Origin of the sequence: Synechococcus sp. MU1643 (assembly GCF_020514095.1) — a bacterium.
Taxonomy (GTDB): Bacteria; Cyanobacteriota; Cyanobacteriia; order PCC-6307; family Cyanobiaceae; genus Parasynechococcus.
Window position 1 is genome coordinate 74,174 of sequence record NZ_VTKY01000003.1, and the last position, 16,660, is coordinate 90,833.

Annotated in this window: 20 protein-coding genes; 8 read left to right on the forward strand and 12 right to left on the reverse strand. The window is 60.4% G+C overall.

The annotated features are described in order from the left end of the window. Window positions 1-50: 50 nt before the first annotated feature. The gene (locus tag FZX09_RS06505; RefSeq protein WP_006169870.1) at window positions 51-362 is read right to left on the reverse strand and encodes a BMC domain-containing protein; all 312 of its coding nucleotides are present in this window, start codon (window positions 360-362) and stop codon (window positions 51-53) included. A 330-nt stretch (window positions 363-692) separates the two neighbouring features. Here FZX09_RS06505 and FZX09_RS06510 point away from each other — a divergent pair, with 330 nt between their 5' ends. Beyond that, the gene (locus FZX09_RS06510; protein WP_226401309.1) at window positions 693-1,301 is read left to right on the forward strand and encodes a non-canonical purine NTP pyrophosphatase; all 609 of its coding nucleotides are present in this window, start codon (window positions 693-695) and stop codon (window positions 1,299-1,301) included. A gap of 9 nt (window positions 1,302-1,310) precedes the next feature. Here FZX09_RS06510 and FZX09_RS06515 read toward each other — a convergent pair whose 3' ends face one another. Further along, window positions 1,311-2,096, reverse strand: a complete 786-nt coding sequence (locus FZX09_RS06515) for a BMC domain-containing protein (protein WP_226401312.1) — start codon at window positions 2,094-2,096, stop codon at window positions 1,311-1,313. 118 nt (window positions 2,097-2,214) lie between these two features. On the opposite strand from FZX09_RS06515, the gene FZX09_RS06520 reads away from it, so the two are divergent. The 4 genes from FZX09_RS06520 (at window position 2,215) to bchL (ending at window position 6,602) form a co-directional block, all read left to right on the forward strand. After that, entirely contained in the window at window positions 2,215-2,592 is a 378-nt protein-coding gene (locus tag FZX09_RS06520) for a hypothetical protein (RefSeq protein ID WP_045172777.1), read from the forward strand. A gap of 113 nt (window positions 2,593-2,705) precedes the next feature. After that, window positions 2,706-3,983, forward strand: a complete 1,278-nt coding sequence (locus FZX09_RS06525) for a ferredoxin:protochlorophyllide reductase (ATP-dependent) subunit N (RefSeq protein ID WP_226401314.1) — start codon at window positions 2,706-2,708, stop codon at window positions 3,981-3,983. 3 nt (window positions 3,984-3,986) lie between these two features. Continuing rightward, window positions 3,987-5,561, forward strand: coding sequence for a ferredoxin:protochlorophyllide reductase (ATP-dependent) subunit B (locus FZX09_RS06530; RefSeq protein ID WP_226401316.1), 1,575 nt, complete (start codon window positions 3,987-3,989; stop codon window positions 5,559-5,561). 150 nt (window positions 5,562-5,711) lie between these two features. Beyond that, window positions 5,712-6,602 carry a ferredoxin:protochlorophyllide reductase (ATP-dependent) iron-sulfur ATP-binding protein gene (gene bchL, locus FZX09_RS06535; protein ID WP_226401319.1) on the forward strand — a complete coding sequence of 297 codons (891 nt, stop codon included), beginning with the start codon at window positions 5,712-5,714 and terminating at the stop codon, window positions 6,600-6,602. A 19-nt stretch (window positions 6,603-6,621) separates the two neighbouring features. On the opposite strand, the gene FZX09_RS06540 is transcribed toward bchL, so the two are convergent. From FZX09_RS06540 to psaM, 3 genes are all read right to left on the reverse strand, one after another. Next, window positions 6,622-7,575 (reverse strand): protochlorophyllide reductase, encoded by a 954-nt coding sequence (locus FZX09_RS06540; RefSeq protein ID WP_226401321.1) that lies wholly within the window; start codon window positions 7,573-7,575, stop codon window positions 6,622-6,624. Between the two features lie 69 nt (window positions 7,576-7,644). Further along, window positions 7,645-7,947 (reverse strand): hypothetical protein, encoded by a 303-nt coding sequence (locus FZX09_RS06545; RefSeq protein ID WP_255599746.1) that lies wholly within the window; start codon window positions 7,945-7,947, stop codon window positions 7,645-7,647. A gap of 139 nt (window positions 7,948-8,086) precedes the next feature. After that, window positions 8,087-8,191, reverse strand: a complete 105-nt coding sequence (gene psaM, locus FZX09_RS06550) for a photosystem I reaction center subunit XII (RefSeq protein WP_226401656.1) — start codon at window positions 8,189-8,191, stop codon at window positions 8,087-8,089. Between the two features lie 83 nt (window positions 8,192-8,274). Between psaM and FZX09_RS06555 the strand changes: the two genes are divergently transcribed. Continuing rightward, window positions 8,275-8,745, forward strand: a complete 471-nt coding sequence (locus FZX09_RS06555) for a CRR6 family NdhI maturation factor (RefSeq protein WP_226401325.1) — start codon at window positions 8,275-8,277, stop codon at window positions 8,743-8,745. 4 nt (window positions 8,746-8,749) lie between these two features. Here FZX09_RS06555 and FZX09_RS06560 read toward each other — a convergent pair whose 3' ends face one another. After that, complete coding sequence (locus tag FZX09_RS06560) at window positions 8,750-9,517, reverse strand: sulfite exporter TauE/SafE family protein (protein ID WP_226401327.1); 768 nt, start codon at window positions 9,515-9,517, stop codon at window positions 8,750-8,752. A gap of 27 nt (window positions 9,518-9,544) precedes the next feature. Here FZX09_RS06560 and FZX09_RS06565 point away from each other — a divergent pair, with 27 nt between their 5' ends. Further along, window positions 9,545-10,261, forward strand: coding sequence for a lipoate--protein ligase family protein (locus FZX09_RS06565; RefSeq protein WP_226401329.1), 717 nt, complete (start codon window positions 9,545-9,547; stop codon window positions 10,259-10,261). Here the strand turns inward: FZX09_RS06565 and FZX09_RS06570 are convergent. Beyond that, entirely contained in the window at window positions 10,219-11,469 is a 1,251-nt protein-coding gene (locus FZX09_RS06570) for a site-2 protease family protein (RefSeq protein WP_226401657.1), read from the reverse strand. The genes FZX09_RS06565 and FZX09_RS06570 overlap by 43 nt on opposite strands. Window positions 11,470-11,531: 62 nt before the next feature. On the opposite strand from FZX09_RS06570, the gene FZX09_RS06575 reads away from it, so the two are divergent. Then, window positions 11,532-12,203 (forward strand): phosphoribosylanthranilate isomerase, encoded by a 672-nt coding sequence (locus FZX09_RS06575; RefSeq protein ID WP_226401331.1) that lies wholly within the window; start codon window positions 11,532-11,534, stop codon window positions 12,201-12,203. Between the two features lie 11 nt (window positions 12,204-12,214). On the opposite strand, the gene folE is transcribed toward FZX09_RS06575, so the two are convergent. From folE to FZX09_RS06600, 5 genes are all read right to left on the reverse strand, one after another. Continuing rightward, entirely contained in the window at window positions 12,215-12,970 is a 756-nt protein-coding gene (gene folE, locus FZX09_RS06580) for a GTP cyclohydrolase I (RefSeq protein WP_226401333.1), read from the reverse strand. 9 nt (window positions 12,971-12,979) lie between these two features. Then, window positions 12,980-13,687 (reverse strand): SDR family oxidoreductase, encoded by a 708-nt coding sequence (locus FZX09_RS06585; protein ID WP_226401335.1) that lies wholly within the window; start codon window positions 13,685-13,687, stop codon window positions 12,980-12,982. A gap of 24 nt (window positions 13,688-13,711) precedes the next feature. Further along, window positions 13,712-14,701 carry an acetyl-CoA carboxylase carboxyltransferase subunit alpha gene (locus tag FZX09_RS06590; protein ID WP_226401337.1) on the reverse strand — a complete coding sequence of 330 codons (990 nt, stop codon included), beginning with the start codon at window positions 14,699-14,701 and terminating at the stop codon, window positions 13,712-13,714. Window positions 14,702-14,720: 19 nt separating this feature from the next. Further along, complete coding sequence (locus tag FZX09_RS06595; RefSeq protein ID WP_226401339.1) at window positions 14,721-15,761, reverse strand: long-chain acyl-[acyl-carrier-protein] reductase; 1,041 nt, start codon at window positions 15,759-15,761, stop codon at window positions 14,721-14,723. Between the two features lie 113 nt (window positions 15,762-15,874). After that, window positions 15,875-16,594 (reverse strand): aldehyde oxygenase (deformylating), encoded by a 720-nt coding sequence (locus tag FZX09_RS06600; protein WP_226401340.1) that lies wholly within the window; start codon window positions 16,592-16,594, stop codon window positions 15,875-15,877. Window positions 16,595-16,660 lie beyond the last annotated feature (66 nt).

Here is a 16,660-nt window from a genome sequence, read left to right on the forward strand (position 1 = left end):
TGAAGAGGGTGAGACGTTCGCGTGCCTCGTCAGAAGCTCAGCGGAAGATCTCAGTCCTTCTGACCAAGGAAGTTGCCGTTGCCCAGTGCAGGCTCCACTTCGCGGTGGGGGCGGGCAATGATGTGAGCAGCAACCAGGCCGTCACCGACGCGCTCGCAAGCATCAGCGCCAGCGCGCACAGCAGCGTTCACAGCACCGGTTTCGCCGCGCACCAGAACGGTGACGTAACCGCCACCGACAAACTCGCGACCAATCAGGCGCACTTCGGCAGCCTTGGTCATGGCATCAGCTGCCTCGATGGCGGGGACCAGACCGCGGGTCTCGATCATGCCGAGGGCGATGCCCATGGTTTCGTTAGCCATTGCCTACCGGGAAATGAGGTGGAATGTTCGCTGGGGACATTGCTTTGCCAGAACCCTTCCCGTCAAGCGATTGGGGCCACTTTCTCGATCACTGTCCATAGTGAACCAAATAAGCCAGGCTTATCACCCAGTGCCTCACTGTTCCGGTCTGCTGTGGTGGTTCCTGTGATCACATCCGCACAAGTCGTTGTCGAGTGCGATGAAGCTCCATAGGTTCACAGTGCGTCACGCTTCCCTAAGCATTGCTGAGGGGTGGAATGTTCAACCCAAATGCGTGTCGCAGGGTCGAATTCAGAGATTTTTAAGTCCTACCCCCAATCAGCCCGCACAATGGAGGCCCTCATTTGCCAGCCTTCCTTGGCGTTTCAGCTCACCATTGCCACGGGCAACCCCACAAAGGTTGCTGAAATCGAGGCCATGCTGGGCCCACTCCCAATTAACGTTCGGCGTCAACCCGACGATCTAGACGTCGAGGAAACGGGCAGCACCTACCGTGAAAACGCCGAGCTGAAGGCCTCTGCGGCAGCACTGCGAACCAACGGTTGGGCGTTGGCAGACGATTCAGGACTTGAAGTCGACTCACTTCAATGCGCACCTGGACTGTTCTCCGCCAGGTACGCCGAAGGCAACGACGCAAAAATTCAGAGAATTCTTTCGGAGTTGGGCGCGTCCCTGTACCGCAGCGCCTGCTTCCGCAGCACGATGGTGCTGTGCGACCCCACAGGCACTTGCCGAGCGGCGGCAGAGGGCATTTGCTGGGGTGAGCTCCTCAACGCACCGGCCTACCCAGGTGGCGGCTTTGAATCCTTGCTCTGGGTGCGTGAAGCCCGTTGCACGTACGGCGAACTAAACCCGGCACAACTCAGCCGACTGGGCAGTCGCGGCAAAGCAGCACGGGCTTTGGCACCTCAATTGCGCCAACTTCTTGGCCTGAACTGAGCTCAGCGATCAAAGCGATCGTGCATTTCGATTGACATGGTCGATGGCGCGCATCGCAGCTGCCGCAGCTTCCTCAACATCACCTTCCCGCCCCACCAGAGTGAGGCGTCCAAAAGCACCAACCGCTTTCACGTCCACCAAAGTGATGTTGGAGGCTTTTTCAGCCTCGTTGGCAGCAATCAAGACATATCCAGCCGGCTCAGTCTCCAGGATGAACATGCTCATTCCCGCCTCAATCATGGAACCGCGTCGGTTCTGGCGGTTGATCAACACGGCATGGTCCGGAGTGATCGCTCGAATGACTTCCGTCCAGCTCACGTCCGCTGGAGAACGCTGCGCAATGGTGCTGCCGATCGCTTCCAGCACCACATCCCCGGAATGGAGAACAGTGCTCTGGTCACGGTGATAGAGAGCCATCGAACCAAAAGCCCGCTCCACCACCATCTGGCCGAGGCGAACATTGCTGGCTTTCAGCGCAATGTCGGTAACGCGATGAACCGCCATGCCCGGTGAAACCTCCATCCAGAGGCAGGCGTCTCCAGGAATGGGCAGGAATCCTTGACTCACTGTCCCCATGTAGGCCGCAAGTTGGGGCTGAAGGGAGTCGATGAAGACATGCGTGCGCAGTTCGATCGACTGCACGTGGCTGTTTTGGCGAAGCAGCCTGGGTGACTCAGAATCCGTCGTGACAACACAACTCGCCCCGCCCTGCTGGGAGGTCACCTCAGTCCCGGTGACGAGAGCACTACCGCCGCGTCGCCGCTCCCGAGCATCGAAGCTGGCAAAACGGGTCATGGCGGGGAGTGTACCGGACGAATTCAGCTGAAACGGCCCAATAAAGAGTTGGAGCCTGCGGTCTTGCGCCTTGAAAAACAGCCGATACCGTCCGGAGAACCCCTCTAGAGACCTTGCAATGACTGAGCAATCTTCTTTGAAGCCCGTTGATCTCAACGCTGATCAAGCCCTTGGGATGGTGAGCTTCGGCCTAATGCAGCGCCTTGCGCAGGATGGACAGGTGGATCTGCCCTGGCTGGAGGGATCAGGAAATGCAGACAGTGAGCGTTTGCGTCAGCTGCGTCAACGGCTGGAACTGACGTCTTTGGCCATCGAAACCGGTGCTCCCCTCACCACCGCGGAGGTGAGCATGCTCCTGGGAGCCCGCCCTGGAACGGAACGGGTGGAACGCGGTGGCCTCGTCGCCCGCCGTGTCAGCCGCAACGTCTGGCGGTTGAGCAAAGCAGAGGAGAGCGATCGATCTGAGCGTTACGACGGATTCCGTCGCCGCCTCTGAGCTCTAGCCAAGGTTGACCTGCAATAAGCGATCCCAAAGAGTTTGAGCGACCTTTCCACTCCCCAGCGAATTTATTTGCAGCCTGGAGAGGTTGATCATCAAGGGAGCGGCCGATGGCCGGGCCAACGCTGCTGAAAGAATCGGGGCCGCGCGAGGTGTTCTGCGGCCTCACATCGATTGTGTGGCTGCATCGGCGCATGCCCGATGCCTTTTTTCTTGTAGTGGGATCACGCACCTGCGCCCATCTGATTCAAAGCGCTGCAGGGGTGATGATTTTCGCCGAACCTCGTTTCGGCACAGCCATTCTCAGCGAGCGAGATCTGGCTGGCCTCGCGGATGCCCACGACGAACTCGACCGGGTCTGCAAGGAGCTGCTGCAACGTCGCCCCGAAATCCGCACGCTGTTTCTGGTGGGGTCCTGCCCCAGCGAAGTTATCAAACTGGATTTGGCCCGGGCCGCCGAACGGCTCAACGAAGAGCTGTCCGGCCGGGTGCGGGTGGTGAACTACTCCGGCAGCGGCATTGAAACCACGTTCACCCAGGGAGAAGACGGGGCGCTCGCGGCGCTCGTGCCTCTGCTCCCCGCCAGCGATGAGCGGCAGTTGCTGCTGGTGGGGACCCTCGCCGATGCCGTGGAAGACAGGCAGATGCACCTGTTCAAGCGGATGGGCATCGAGACGATTCACAGCCTGCCGCCCCGGCAATCGACCGACCTGCCAGGGGTGGGAGCGGGAACCACGGTGCTGCTCACCCAACCCTTTCTCACTGAAACCGCTCGCCTGCTGAGCGACCGCGGCGCCACGGTGCTCACGGCCCCCTTCCCTCTAGGGGCAGAGGGAAGTCGCCGCTGGATGGAGGCTGCTGCTGATGACTTCCATCTCCCCAATGAGAGGGTCGCTGCCGTGCTCGATCCGTTGATGAAGCGGGCCGAGAGCGCCCTGGCCCGCCATCGCGCCGTGCTGGAAGGCAAGCGGATCTTTCTGCTTCCCGAATCCCAGCTGGAACTGCCCCTGGCCCGGTTTCTGCAACGGGAATGCGGCATGGAGCTGGTGGAGGTGGGCACGCCTTATCTGAACCGTGAACAGATGGCTGCCGAGCTGGCCTTGCTCCCCGATGACGTCCCGGTGATGGAGGGGCAGCACGTGGAACAACAGCTCGACCGGGTTCGCGCCAGCCAGCCCGACCTGGTGGTGTGCGGGATGGGCCTGGCCAATCCCTTGGAAGCCGAAGGCATCGCCACCAAATGGTCGATCGAATTGGTGTTCAGCCCGATTCACGGCATCGACCAAGCCGGTGACCTGGCGGAACTGTTTTCCCGGCCGTTGCATCGCCGGCAATTGATTCGCCCCGGTCTGCATCCGAGTAACCCCGACACCCCCGTGCACGCCTGACCCATGCAACTGACGCTCTGGACTTACGAAGGGCCACCCCATGTGGGGGCCATGCGCATCGCCGCCTCGATGCACGGCGTGCACTACGTGCTCCATGCCCCCCAAGGGGACACCTACGCCGACCTGCTGTTCACGATGATTGAGCGGCGCGGGCAACGACCGCCGGTCACTTACACCACCTTCCAGGCCAGGGATCTGGGGGGTGACACCGCAGAACTGGTGAAACGGCATGTACGCGAAGCCGTGGACCGCTTCCAACCTGATGCCCTTCTGGTGGGTGAAAGCTGCACCGCAGAGTTGATTCAGGATCAACCGGGCGCCCTGGCCCAGGGCATGGAGCTGACCATGCCGGTCGTGAATCTTGAGCTGCCGGCCTACAGCAAAAAGGAGAACTGGGGAGCTGCGGAGACCTTCTATCAATTAATCCGCAACCTGCTCAAGGCGCAGGTCCCCACAGACATCAACCATGACCCCAAGGCGTGGCAAAAGGAGGGGCGCCGACCCCGGGTGAATCTGTTGGGTCCATCACTGCTCGGTTTCCGCTGCCGCGACGACGTACTGGAAGTGCAGAAGCTGCTTACCTTGCACGGCATCGATGTGGGCGTGGTGGCGCCCCTGGGTGCAGGAGTGGAGGATCTGAAGCGGATCCCTGATGCCGATCTGAACGTTTGCCTCTATCCGGAGGTGGCCGAATCCACCTGCAGCTGGCTGGAGCGCAACTTCGGGATTCCCTTCAGCCGAACGGTGCCGATCGGTGTCGGCGCGACCCACGATTTCCTTGTGGAGGTGCACAGTCTGCTGGGGATGGAGGCACCCGCTCCAGATGAGGGATATGAGCGCTCACGCCTTCCCTGGTATTCGGAATCCGTGGACTCCACTTATCTCACCGGCAAGCGGGTGTTCATCTTTGGCGACGGCAGCCATGCCCTGGCCGCAGCAAGAATCTGCAGTGAAGAACTGGGCTTCACTGTGGTGGGGCTGGGCACCTACAGCCGGGAGATGGCCAGGCCCGTACGGGCGGCCGCCAAGGCCCTGGGCCTGGAGGCCTTGATCTGTGACGACTACCTAGAAGTGGAAGCCGCCATGGCCGAAGCGGCACCGGAACTAGTGCTGGGAACCCAAATGGAGCGCCACAGCGCCAAGCGTCTGGGGATTCCCTGCTCCGTGATCAGCACACCGATGCACGTGCAGGACGTGCCCGCCCGGATGAGCCCCCAGATGGGCTGGGAAGGGGCAAACGTGATCTTCGACGACTGGGTGCACCCACTGATGATGGGGTTGGAGGAACACCTGATCGGCATGTTCCGCCACGACTTCGAATTCGTGGATGGCCACCAGAGCCACCTCGGCCATGCCGGTGGTGCCGGCGCCGCCGACAGTTCCGCCTTGAGTGATATACCCGTGGAGGCCGACGGTGCCCTGCATTGGTCAGCCGATGGGGAAGCCGAACTGAAGAAGATTCCCTTTTTCGTGCGGGGCAAAGTGCGACGCAACACCGAGGCGTATGCCCGCGATACCGGCTGCCGGGAGATCAGCAGCGAAACGCTGTATGACGCCAAAGCCCACTTCAAGGCATGAGCATTTGCACTCATTTCTTTTTATTTAACTGAAAGAAATTCTGCTTTTACAACTCAGCTCAGACGCAGATCTTTCATTTCTTGGTGAAAACCAACCACTGCACATCTCCTGCTGTTGAATGAAACTAACTTCTCTTGCACAGGTCGCCGAATGACCACGACTCTGACGCGACCGGCGGACGGCGAAGGCAGCGTGCAGGTCCACCAGGACCCGGAAATGAACATCCAGGAGGAGACCCTGGTGATCGCGGTTTATGGCAAAGGCGGGATCGGCAAATCGACCACCTCCTCGAACTTGTCAGCCGCCTTTTCCAAACTGGGCAAACGGGTGCTTCAGATCGGCTGCGACCCCAAGCACGACAGCACCTTCACCCTCACCCACAAGATGGTGCCGACGGTCATCGACATTCTCGAGGAGGTGGACTTTCACAGCGAAGAGCTGCGGCCTGAGGATTTCGTCTTCACCGGCTTCAACGGGGTGCAGTGCGTCGAAAGCGGCGGCCCACCGGCGGGCACGGGCTGCGGTGGCTATGTGACTGGGCAGACCGTGAAGCTGCTGAAGGAACACCATCTATTGGAAGACACCGATGTGGTGATCTTCGATGTGCTCGGCGATGTGGTGTGTGGTGGTTTCGCCGCCCCGCTGCAACACGCCAACTATTGCCTAATTGTGACCGCGAACGATTTCGATTCGATCTTCGCGATGAATCGCATCGTTCAGGCAATTCAAGCCAAAGCCAAGAACTACAAGGTGCGGCTTGGCGGCGTTGTTGCGAACCGATCGGCGGACACCGATCAGATCGACAAGTTCAACGAACGCACCGGCCTGCGCACCATGGCCCACTTCAGGGATGTGGATGCGATCCGGCGTTCCCGGCTGAAGAAATGCACCATCTTTGAAATGGACGATGACGACGAAGCCGTACAAGCCGTGCGCAACGAGTACCTGCGGCTGGCCCAAAACATGATCGACAAGGTGGAGCCCCTCGAGGCCATATCCCTCAAGGACCGCGAAATCTTCGACCTGCTGGGATTCGACTGACCGCAGCCCTTAAAAAGCCTTAGCCCAAGCCCACTAGGTCCATGGACAGCTCCCACACCCGATGGGCTGTTTCTGGATCAGTGGCCTTGTCGGACAGTTCCTGGCTGAACTGCTCACCGTCCTTCTTCTGGCGGTTGCCCCAACTCCAGTGCACCCCGGATTCGGCAAAGTCGGGATTGGCCACCACATCAGCCACCCGTTCTCCGGCCAAGGCCTGGGAGACATAGCCACCTGTGATGTTCTTCTGAAACCAGGGGAAGATTGTCTGGAACGCCTTGGGGGTGTTGCGGAACAACGGGGTATCCGCCACACAGCCGGGGTAGAGCGAGGTGAAGGTGATCCCCGTATCCCGGTGCAAGCGGCGATGCAGCTCCTGGGTGGTGATCATGTTGCAGAGCTTGCTGTCTTTGTAAGCCTTGCCGGGCTTGAACGGCTTGCCACTGGCCATGGCGATGGGGTCTTTGAACCCGGCCTCCAAACCGGAGAGGTCCCCCAGATCTGCTGGTGCAGGGATGGGAATCTTTCCCCCCAGTTCCTTGGAGTTCGCCGTCACGGTGCCCAGGATCACCACACGCCTGGAGGGATGGCTGGAGCTCTGGAGCCGACCCAAAAGCAGCTGCACCAGCAGGAAATGGCCGAAGTGGTTGGTGGCCATCGAGATCTCGTAGCCCTGGGGCGAACGCTCCGGCTGCTTGAGCTTCGGCTTGTACACGGCTGCATTGCAGACCACGGCATCCAATCGCTCGGGCAAGGCATCCACTGCCCGGCGCACACTGTCGAGATCACCCAGATCCATCAACACGTGCTTGAGCCGGTCTTTGGGTAGATCGAGCTCATCCACGGCCGCCGCGGCACGCTGCGGGCTGCGGTTCGCCGTGATCACCGTCCAGCCCCGCTTGACCAAAGCACAGGTGGCATTCAGGCCCACACCGGAGGTGGTGCCGGTGATCAGAACGGTGCCGGGCGTGGACATCAAGAGAGGGCCAGGAAGGCTGCCAGTCTGCCGCTCAGCGCTGAATCCCAACGCCGCTGGTCACGAATCTCAGCGCCAGACCACCCGCAAGCGATTGGGAGCGATCCACTGATCCTGCTCGCTGATCAGGCGCTTTTCTCCACCGATGCTGAACAGACGATCGAACCGCTGCTGCAGCGTTTCCAATTTGGCTGACTCAATCGACACGACCGCCGCAATTTCACTGTGGCGATCCATGCGTTCCTGATAAGCAACCGAAAGGCGGATCAAGCTGACGCAACCCAACAAGACAAGACCTGCCTTTGCTGCCAAGGCAAGAAGGCTGCACTGCAATTCCTGTTGGTCGGTCTGCCGCTGAATCGCTGCGGCCATGCTGGCCGCATCCGTGCGGGGAGCTGATCTTTGAACCTGACTGGCGGTCACCGCATCAGCACGAACATCCGCTTGTAACGCAATCCGTTCGCAGTGCCAAGACCAGCCCTAAGCCCGTTGATCTGGGCGCCCGTTGAAATCAGGCTTCATAGAGGCTGATCGAGAGACGCAGGGCCAGAACAGCAGCATGGGCAGCAACCACGAGCGCAATGAAGACCTCAGGTGCAGACATAACGGTTTCCATGGGAGCCATGCATCAAACGTTCCCATTCTTCTCCGAGAGAGGGGCTGCAGGCCATCATTCGCAAAGGCCTGTCACACCAGCCCATGGATCCGGTTCTGATTGATGCCCCTGCCATCCGCGCCTTGGATCTGCAGCCACTGGAAATCTGGAGCGATCAGCCACTGGATGCACTGCTCAGCCAGGGACAGATGCTCGAGCTTCGTTTCGACTGGCCCCGGGCGCAGGATGACCCGCGGGAACTGCCTGAATGCCCCGAGCCCCGCCTCTGGGCCCTGCGGGCCGATGCACGCTTCCCTTGGCTGCCGCTGTTGCTTGAACGCGACAACGGCAGCCTGATTCGCCATGTGGCCCTGGTGGTGCCCCACAGTTTCAGCCGCAGCGAAGGCCTGCGTTTTGACCCGGAAGCCTTAGAGCTCTGGGTGACGCATCGGCTGATGCTGCTCGACGATCTCTGCCAGCGGGAGGTCGGACGCCCGATGCGGGGCAACCTCTCCCAGATGGCTGCGGCGCTGGGTTATGAGCTTGATGCGGGGTTTTGGGGCCTGCTGAACTGACCCTCTAGCTCAGCCAGAGCTGCAGGGCCCGCCTGGAGCTGTCGATCGCCAGGATGATCGCGAGCCCCCGCAGACAACGCACCAGCAGAGCGGCATCAAACTGATCAAGACGACTGGCGGTCCACTGAGCAGCGATCGCTGCCACCGCCCCCAGCAGCAAGCCCATCAGAGGAACCCCGCGTCCTTCATGCAAGAACTGCATGGAAGCTGCGCTGGCTGAGCAGAGCACCGCCACCGTGCTGAGCCGCACGGCCTGATGAATGGGTACAGACATCGGACCGCTCATCAGGGGCACCATCACCAGCCCCCCACCCAGGCCCAACATTCCAGCAGTCCAGCCGGCGATGCAGCCCACACCAGCCAACTGCGGTGCGCTGCTGTCATCGACATCCTCACTGGCATCGGCCTCGGGCAGTTCACGAACGCAGAACGCCAGCACGATGTACATCAGCGTCTGCATCGCCAACAGAATCCAGCCCGCCGCCAAACCGGCCAAGCCACCGAACAGCAGTGCCGAGCCAAAGGCAGCCAAACCAATGGCGAGTCCTGGCCGGCTCGGCACCCGCCCCTGGCGCAGGTGCGTGATGGTGCCTGCCAAAGCTGTCGGCACAATGGCGAAGCTGCTGGTGGCTAAGGCCTGATGGGGCGGAAGATCAAGCCAAAGCAGGAGCGGGGCAAAGATCAAGCCACCGCCAATACCCAACAGCCCGGCCAAGCCCCCCGCCAGCAGGCCCAGGGCGATCAAGATCGGCACATCCCACCAGGGCACCATGGCGTGCGATCGATGCTCCCATCCAGCATGCCTGCAACCGGGCGACTGCTTCCCACCCAGCAAGCAGATGGACACACCCAGATGGCGTTGGATGCCTGGCTTCTGAGACGAAGCAACGGTCCGGCGCTGCGTTTTTACCGCTGGGATGGGCCTTGGCTCTCGCTTGGACGCCATCAACGCCACTGGCCTGAGCACTGGAATGATCTGGCCCGCCGCGGCCGCATCAGCCTGGTGCGACGCCCCAGCGGAGGCCGGGCAGTGCTCCATGCCGGCGGGCTCACCTACGCCTTGATTTGGCCGGATGCACCACGGCAACGCCAGGAGGCCTACCGGCAGGCCTGTCAGTGGTTGATCGATGGCTTCAAGGATCTCGGGCTACCGCTGCACTTCGGTTCCGACCCCGCTGGTGCCGAGGCCAACAACTGTTTCGCCACGGCAACGGTGGCCGACCTAGTGGATCCGAGCGGCATCAAGCGGGTCGGCAGCGCCCAGCGCTGGCAGAGCGGTCGCCTGCTTCAGCACGGCGAAATCCTGCTGGACCCCCCTGCCGAGCTCTGGGAAGAGGTGTTTGAGGAAGCGGCACCGGCGGGAGCACCGGCCCAAATCAGCCGACTGAAGCTGGATCAGCAGCTGCGCCAGAGCCTGGTTCAGGCCTGGAGCCATTGCCAGTGGCAGATGCGCCCCCTGAAGGCCAACGAAGTTCAGGACTTGGAGGGCGAACTGGCGTCCTGGTCGGAGCTTTGATCCCTCATCGTCTGCACCATCTGAGGAAGCATCGCCAAACCCAGGGGATATCCATTGCGCTTGCGCGCCTCGTCGAGGATCGCGGGGGGCAGTGTCACTCCGAGACGCTTCAGCACCGCATCTCCCACATCCATGCGATCAAGGGTGCCGGAGGGAAGCCCCGCAGCACTCTTCACCAACAGGCGTCCCTGGGAGGCCGCCTCTAGGGCAGGCACCGCGTCGACCAGTGAGGCCGAACTGTTGATGGAGGGCAGTTCAGTTAGGGGCCGCAAATGATCCTCGAGGCGCTGTTGATCCCATTGCTGCACCGGCAGCAGTTTCAGCGGCTGATCGTCAATCCAACCCACCCAACGGCCGCTCTTGCAGACGAGCACCCAATCGGCAGGCCCCTCCCCCTCGCTGGCCGTCAGCCGCAGCTGGCTGAGGCGCCGCAAAGTCTGATCAGCTTCCAGCACACGGAAGCGTTTGCCTGCTGCAGCCTCCGCCTTCAACTCGCGAAGCACGGTCTGCAACTGCAGCATCTGGGTCTGACTGCGGTTGGCACTCAGGCCGAACCAGCCGATCAACATCAACAGGAGGCCGTTAAGCCCCCAGCCCTGCCAGAGCAGGACACCCCCCAACACGATCATCAGCGTCGACAAAGCCCGTCCGGACGCCGACGCCACCTGAACGCCCTTCTTCTGACTGCCGCTCACCTGCCAGACCAAGGCCTTAAGAATCAGCCCGCCATCGAGGGGCAGACCAGGCAACAGATTGAACAGACCCAGCATCAAGTTGAGCAAACCCACCTGGCTCAACAACTGCGTGGCCAAGGGCTGGGTGTTGGAAAGCACAGCAGCTCCCGCCAGCATGCCAAAGGCCAGCACCAAACTGACGATCGGGCCAGCAGCTGCAATGCGCAGATTGCCCATGGCGGTGGGGCATTCCTTCTCCACCCGAGCGATACCGCCCAGATGAAACAGGGTGATGCTCAACACCTTCACCCCTTCACGCAGGGCCATCAGGGCATGGCCCAACTCATGCAGCAGCACGGAGCTGAACAACAGCAAGGTGGTCAGCAATCCCAGCCCCCAACTCACCGTGACCGAGGCCGTGGTCGCATAGCGGGATTGGAACAATGTGGTGAAGATCGCCACAGCAAACAACCAGCTGGGCTGGAGCCGCAGGGGGATTCCGCCAATCTTGAGCACCTGCCAGCCCTCTCCCACCGCCAATCCCGTCGTGTGCCGCTGCTGCGGGCTGTCATCCACGATCCTAGGGAGAGCAATCGATGCAGCCCTTGCGTGATCCCCGCCCCACTCCAGACCTCAAAATCTGTGGGATCACCGACCCCGAGCAGGCCCATGCCATTGCAGAAATGGGCGTGCAGGCGATTGGCGTGATCGGCGTTCCTGCCACCCCACGCTTTGTTGAACCAGCGCAGCGCAGGGCCTTGTTCCAGCTGCTGGAACAACAGCACCCCAAGCTGCATCGCGTTTGGGTGGTGGCCGATCCCGACGACGCTGCCCTCGAAGAAGCGCTCAACGGTGCCGGGCAGCCCTCCGTGGTGCAGCTACACGGCAGCGAGTCAGACGAACGCTGCCAACGCTTAAAACAGCGTTATCCCCGGCAGCAGTGGTGGAAAGCTTTACGGGTGCGCGAACCCGAAGATCTCGAGCAGCTTGAGCAGTACGCGCCCCACGTGGATGCCCTGCTCCTTGATGCCTGGAGCGCCGATCAACTGGGCGGCACCGGGCACCGTATCCCACTGGATTGGCTCGCTGAAACAGAACTATCCGTGCCGTGGTGGCTGGCGGGGGGAGTGAGTGCGGAATGGGTTCCGGAACTGCTCAGCCGCGTTATGCCGCAAGGGCTAGATGCCTCGAGTCGACTGGAGGAACGGCCGGGATGGAAAAAACTCGACAAGGTTCAAGCCCTTGTCGAGGCTGTGAGACAAGGTTGAGTCGAGGCTGATCAGGTGCTGAGCAGCGCTTCTTGCTGACGCACCAGCTCAAAGAACTCTTGCTTGAGGCTGGGGTCATGGCGGAAATCCCCGCGCACCACGGAGTTCACCATGCTGGTTTGGGGCTCCTTCACGCCACGCCACTTCATGCAGTAGTGCTGCGCCTTAATGATTATGCCGAGACCCTGAGGCTCACAGAGCTTTTCGATTTCGTCGGCAAGGATCATCACAGCCTCTTCTTGGATGTGTGGGCGGGAAAAGACCCAGTCAGCCACACGGGTGAATTTGGAGAGGCCAATTACCCTGGCACCAGGCTTGATCCCGATCCAGCAGTTGCCCATGATCGGCACCAAGTGGTGTGAACAGGCGGAACGCACCGTGATCGGTCCAACGGTGTAGATCTCATCCAGCTGCTTAACATTGGGGAAGCTGGCCACCTTGGGCTGCGGGTGGTAACGCCCCTTGAACACCTCCTGTAGGTACATCTTGGCGACCCGCTCCGCCGTCTCATGGGTGTTGTGATCGTTGTCGATATCGATCACCAGGCTGCGCAGCAGATCACGGACCTTGTCAGCGACTTCGACCTGAAGCTGATCCAGTTCACCGGGCTTGAGGTGATCAGCAATGTTGTCGTTGGCCAGGAAGGAAACGCCAGATTCGATCAAACGTTCACGAATTCGGGCTGAAACCTGAGGATTCAAGAGCTTGTTGACATTGCCGTTGCCGTTGGCGACGCCGTTGGAAACGAAAGGGACTGTGGAGGTCATGGTGTTCGTTCAGAAGGCGCCGGCGGCCGGCATAAGGGTGAGGTCTTCGATCAACTGGTTGCTGGGTTGCATCGCCAGGTTCGCCAGTGTCTCTGCAGCCTGATCGACAGAGAGCATGGCACGACGATCGAAATCGCTTTGTACGGTTTCCGCGTCCCAGAGTGGTGTGTTCACGGCTCCAAGAGTGAGGGTGCAGGCACGAATGCCATGGCCACGCTCTTCTTCAGCTAGACAGCGGGTGAAGCTGGCCAAGGCAGCTTTGCTAACGCAATACGCACCCCACTTAGGGAAGGCATTACGAGCGGCGTGGCTGCTGATGTTGATCACAAGTCCGCCGTTCTCGCGCATGGCAGGAACAACGGCAGCACAAACCTGCATCACGCTGGTGACATTCAGCTGTAGCAGCCATTGCCAACGCTCAAGAGGCATAGCCAAAAGATCGCCGGTGTAAGCAGCGCCAGCGTTGTTGATCAAAACAGAAGGGGTTTCACCCTGCTGCAATAAGCCAGCCATCTCAGCAGCGATGCCATCAGGTTGGGTCAGGTCGATGGCGGCAGACGCCACAGAAACACCTTGGGAGCTGAGCTGAACACTCAGCTGCTCCAATTGATCGGCGCTACGGGCGGTGAGCAACAGGTCCCAGCCCTGGTGAGCCAGAAGCTCAGCAGTCCTGCGACCTATCCCTCGACTCGCACCCGTGATAAGAGCCGTTGGCAAAAACCGTTAGCAAACCACGACACTTTAAGCCGCTTTCTCGACATCCTGTGACGTTTTTTCGAGGAATCGCCCCATCGCCCTGAATTTGGAGTAGCGGGCCTCCCGCAATTGCTGTTCCGAAAGGCTCAGCAGTTCATCGAGATGACGCTCGATCGCGGCCCGCAGAATTTTTCCGGCCTCCAGCGGTGCCCAGTTGTTGCCGCCGGAGGGCTCTTCAAGCACCTCATCCACCACCTGCAGCTCCAACAGATCGCGACCGGTGATCCGCAAGGCTGCCGCTGCATCTGGCGCCTTGGCCGCATCACGCCAGAGGATGGAGGCACAGGCCTCAGGACTGGCAACGGTGTAAACGCTGTGCTCAAACATCAGCAAGCGATCAGCCACGCCAATCCCGAGCGCACCACCTGAACCACCTTCGCCAATCACTGTCGCGATCACCGGAACGCGCAAGCGGAACATCTCCCGCAGGTTGACGGCGATCGCTTCGCCTTGACCCTGCTCCTCAGCTTCGAGTCCGGCATAAGCGCCCGGCGTGTCGATGAAGGTGAGGATTGGTAGGCGGAAGCGATCGGCATGGTCCATTAACCGCATTGCTTTGCGGTATCCACCCGGGGCAGCCATTCCGAAATTGCGGGCGACGTTTTCCTTGGTGTCGCGACCTTTCTGATGGCCGATCAACATCACCGGGCGATTGCCCACCCGTCCAACGCCTCCGATCAACGCCTGATCGTCGTTGCCGCGACGATCGCCATGCAATTCGACCCAGTCGTCGCAGAACATCTGGATGAAATCCAGCGTGCTCGGACGCTGCGGGTGACGGGCGACCTGAATTTTCTGAGCGGGAGTCAGCCCCTGAAAGATCTCCTGACGCCGACGGGCTGCGAGGCTTTCCAACTGCTGCAGCTGCTGCGAAACATCGACTTCCGAATCTCTGGCCAGCTGGCGGATCTGCTCAATCTGCTGCTCGAGCTCTACCAGCGGTTTTTCGAACTCAAGCAAGGGGCGACGGGGCATGGCTCTGGCTCTCCGAGGGTCAGGCGGCAGTGGCCTGCAGGTTGGGATGGAGGTTCAAGGTGCTGAACCCATGGCGGACTGACGCCGCGCCGATGAAATCCATCTTCTCGAGGGTGATGTTGTTGCGTCCCCAGCTGAAGTTGGTGTGGCAGCGCTCAAACTCGAGCAGCATGGCTTCGGCAAAGCAGGCAAACATCTGGCGCTGCGGCCGCTCCATCTCTGCGATGGCCATCATCGACCAGCCGATGTCGCGGCAGAACTCGACGATTCCGCCCTTGAGAACGTGGATACCACCACCGGCGACCTTGGAATCGAGATTCTTGGGATAGCCCCCATCAATCATCAGGCAGGGCTTCTTAAGGCTGTTGTGGTCGATCTCAAGGGTGCGGGGCATGCTCGCTACCCAGACGACCACATCGGCTTCAGGCAAGGCCTGATCGAGCGGCAGAATTCGGCCACTTCCCAGTTCCTGCTGGAGATCGTGGAGTGGTTGCTGCTGACGCGCCACTAATAAAAGCTCACCGACTCCGGTGCGCGCCTTCAACCAACGACAGACAGCTGAGCCGATATCACCAGTCGCTCCAACGACGGCCACCTTGGCTTTGCTGAGATCAATTCCAAGGGTTGGAGCATTGTTCTCCACCTGACGGCAGATCACCCAGGCCGTGTGAGTGTTTCCAGTGGTGAACCGCTGCCAATCCAGGGTGGTGCTCCGCACCGTCTGGTGCTGGAGCAGGTTGAAATTCTCAAAAATGATCGAGGTGAAGCCGCCTAGGGCAGTGATGTTGATGCCCTTCTTCTGGGCGAGTTCCATCGCGTTGAGGACCTTGCGCCGGGCCGTTTTGAAGCGGCTCAGCATCTCGGGCACAAAGCAGGAGTCGATGTAGGCACCCTCGATGGTGGTACCCACCGGACTGGTGACTTTCACGTGCTCCACAAGCTGTGGAGGTGCGCTGCACCACACATCCAAATCACCATCAGCGATGTGATCGAACCCGAGTTCCATCGCCTTGCGGCGAGCAGCCTCAAAACTCGTTGAATGTCCGATCAGACCAAACATGCCTTAACGGTTACGTCTCAAAGAACAGCTCAAGCGACCATGCTCCCATGGCAGCCGGTATCGACGGCAACGTGCCTGTCGACAAACCGGCGTTAAATCAAGCCCTGAACCGCTCAGAGGGCAAGAGCTGCTGCTGCCATGCGGGCAATATCGCGGGAGGTGAAACCGATCTCGCCCAAAGCTTCTTGATAAGCGATCAGGAAATCTTCGATCAGGTCTTCCTTTTCCATATGCAGGACGGCGGCATCAGAAGCCACGTCTTCCAGCATCGAGCGGATCAGAGGAAGGTTGGCTTTGTTGGCCTCAAACAACTCATCCTTACTGGCCTCGAAGTTGGCCTTCAACCATTCCTGGCCGTAGTTGAGATGGGTGTACTCATCCTTCACCACACCCTCAGTGATTTTGCGGGCGAAGGGATCAGCGACAGGGATATAGATGTGATAGGCCGAAATGGCGAATGCTTCGATTAACAGGGCCTGAATCAGCAGGCAGGTGACCACCTTGCCCTCCTTGAGAGCGGCCTGGAAATTGCCGTGAAGTGGTTCGAAAAACTTCTTGGCGAAGGGCAGATCGGCTTCAACCCCGAGATTGCGGCCACAGGAGGTGAAGCCCTTCATGTGCTTCATTTCCATCCGCGCCAGACGCTTAAGCTCCTCGGCCTGGTCAGGGATCAGCGTGCCCAGAGAGATGTAATTGTCGTGAGCTTCCTGTTCGCCCTCGATCACGATGGCGTTGATCCGGCTGTAGGCGTCTTTGTAAGCCTCGGTTGTGAAATCGGGCAGTACGTCCTGGCCCTCCAGCACGGGTGCTTCAGGTGCATTGAGGGTCGTCATAGGACGCTGTCCACCACGTTTAGTGGGACTGACAATAACCAGTGCCCTTCGAGTTGGTGACACATG

What these genes read in the sequence shown, in the direction of transcription:
- FZX09_RS06505 (WP_006169870.1), bottom strand. Translation starts at nt 362, where the DNA reads ATGGCTAACGAAACCATGGGCATCGCCCTCGGCATGATCGAGACCCGC.
- FZX09_RS06510 (WP_226401309.1), top strand. Translation starts at nt 693, where the DNA reads ATGGAGGCCCTCATTTGCCAGCCTTCCTTGGCGTTTCAGCTCACCATT.
- FZX09_RS06515 (WP_226401312.1), bottom strand. Translation starts at nt 2,096, where the DNA reads ATGACCCGTTTTGCCAGCTTCGATGCTCGGGAGCGGCGACGCGGCGGT.
- FZX09_RS06520 (WP_045172777.1), top strand. Translation starts at nt 2,215, where the DNA reads ATGACTGAGCAATCTTCTTTGAAGCCCGTTGATCTCAACGCTGATCAA.
- FZX09_RS06525 (WP_226401314.1), top strand. Translation starts at nt 2,706, where the DNA reads ATGGCCGGGCCAACGCTGCTGAAAGAATCGGGGCCGCGCGAGGTGTTC.
- FZX09_RS06530 (WP_226401316.1), top strand. Translation starts at nt 3,987, where the DNA reads ATGCAACTGACGCTCTGGACTTACGAAGGGCCACCCCATGTGGGGGCC.
- bchL (WP_226401319.1), top strand. Translation starts at nt 5,712, where the DNA reads ATGACCACGACTCTGACGCGACCGGCGGACGGCGAAGGCAGCGTGCAG.
- FZX09_RS06540 (WP_226401321.1), bottom strand. Translation starts at nt 7,575, where the DNA reads ATGTCCACGCCCGGCACCGTTCTGATCACCGGCACCACCTCCGGTGTG.
- FZX09_RS06545 (WP_255599746.1), bottom strand. Translation starts at nt 7,947, where the DNA reads ATGGCCGCAGCGATTCAGCGGCAGACCGACCAACAGGAATTGCAGTGC.
- psaM (WP_226401656.1), bottom strand. Translation starts at nt 8,191, where the DNA reads ATGGAAACCGTTATGTCTGCACCTGAGGTCTTCATTGCGCTCGTGGTT.
- FZX09_RS06555 (WP_226401325.1), top strand. Translation starts at nt 8,275, where the DNA reads ATGGATCCGGTTCTGATTGATGCCCCTGCCATCCGCGCCTTGGATCTG.
- FZX09_RS06560 (WP_226401327.1), bottom strand. Translation starts at nt 9,517, where the DNA reads ATGGTGCCCTGGTGGGATGTGCCGATCTTGATCGCCCTGGGCCTGCTG.
- FZX09_RS06565 (WP_226401329.1), top strand. Translation starts at nt 9,545, where the DNA reads ATGCCTGCAACCGGGCGACTGCTTCCCACCCAGCAAGCAGATGGACAC.
- FZX09_RS06575 (WP_226401331.1), top strand. Translation starts at nt 11,532, where the DNA reads ATGCAGCCCTTGCGTGATCCCCGCCCCACTCCAGACCTCAAAATCTGT.
- folE (WP_226401333.1), bottom strand. Translation starts at nt 12,970, where the DNA reads ATGACCTCCACAGTCCCTTTCGTTTCCAACGGCGTCGCCAACGGCAAC.
- FZX09_RS06590 (WP_226401337.1), bottom strand. Translation starts at nt 14,701, where the DNA reads ATGCCCCGTCGCCCCTTGCTTGAGTTCGAAAAACCGCTGGTAGAGCTC.
- FZX09_RS06595 (WP_226401339.1), bottom strand. Translation starts at nt 15,761, where the DNA reads ATGTTTGGTCTGATCGGACATTCAACGAGTTTTGAGGCTGCTCGCCGC.
- FZX09_RS06600 (WP_226401340.1), bottom strand. Translation starts at nt 16,594, where the DNA reads ATGACGACCCTCAATGCACCTGAAGCACCCGTGCTGGAGGGCCAGGAC.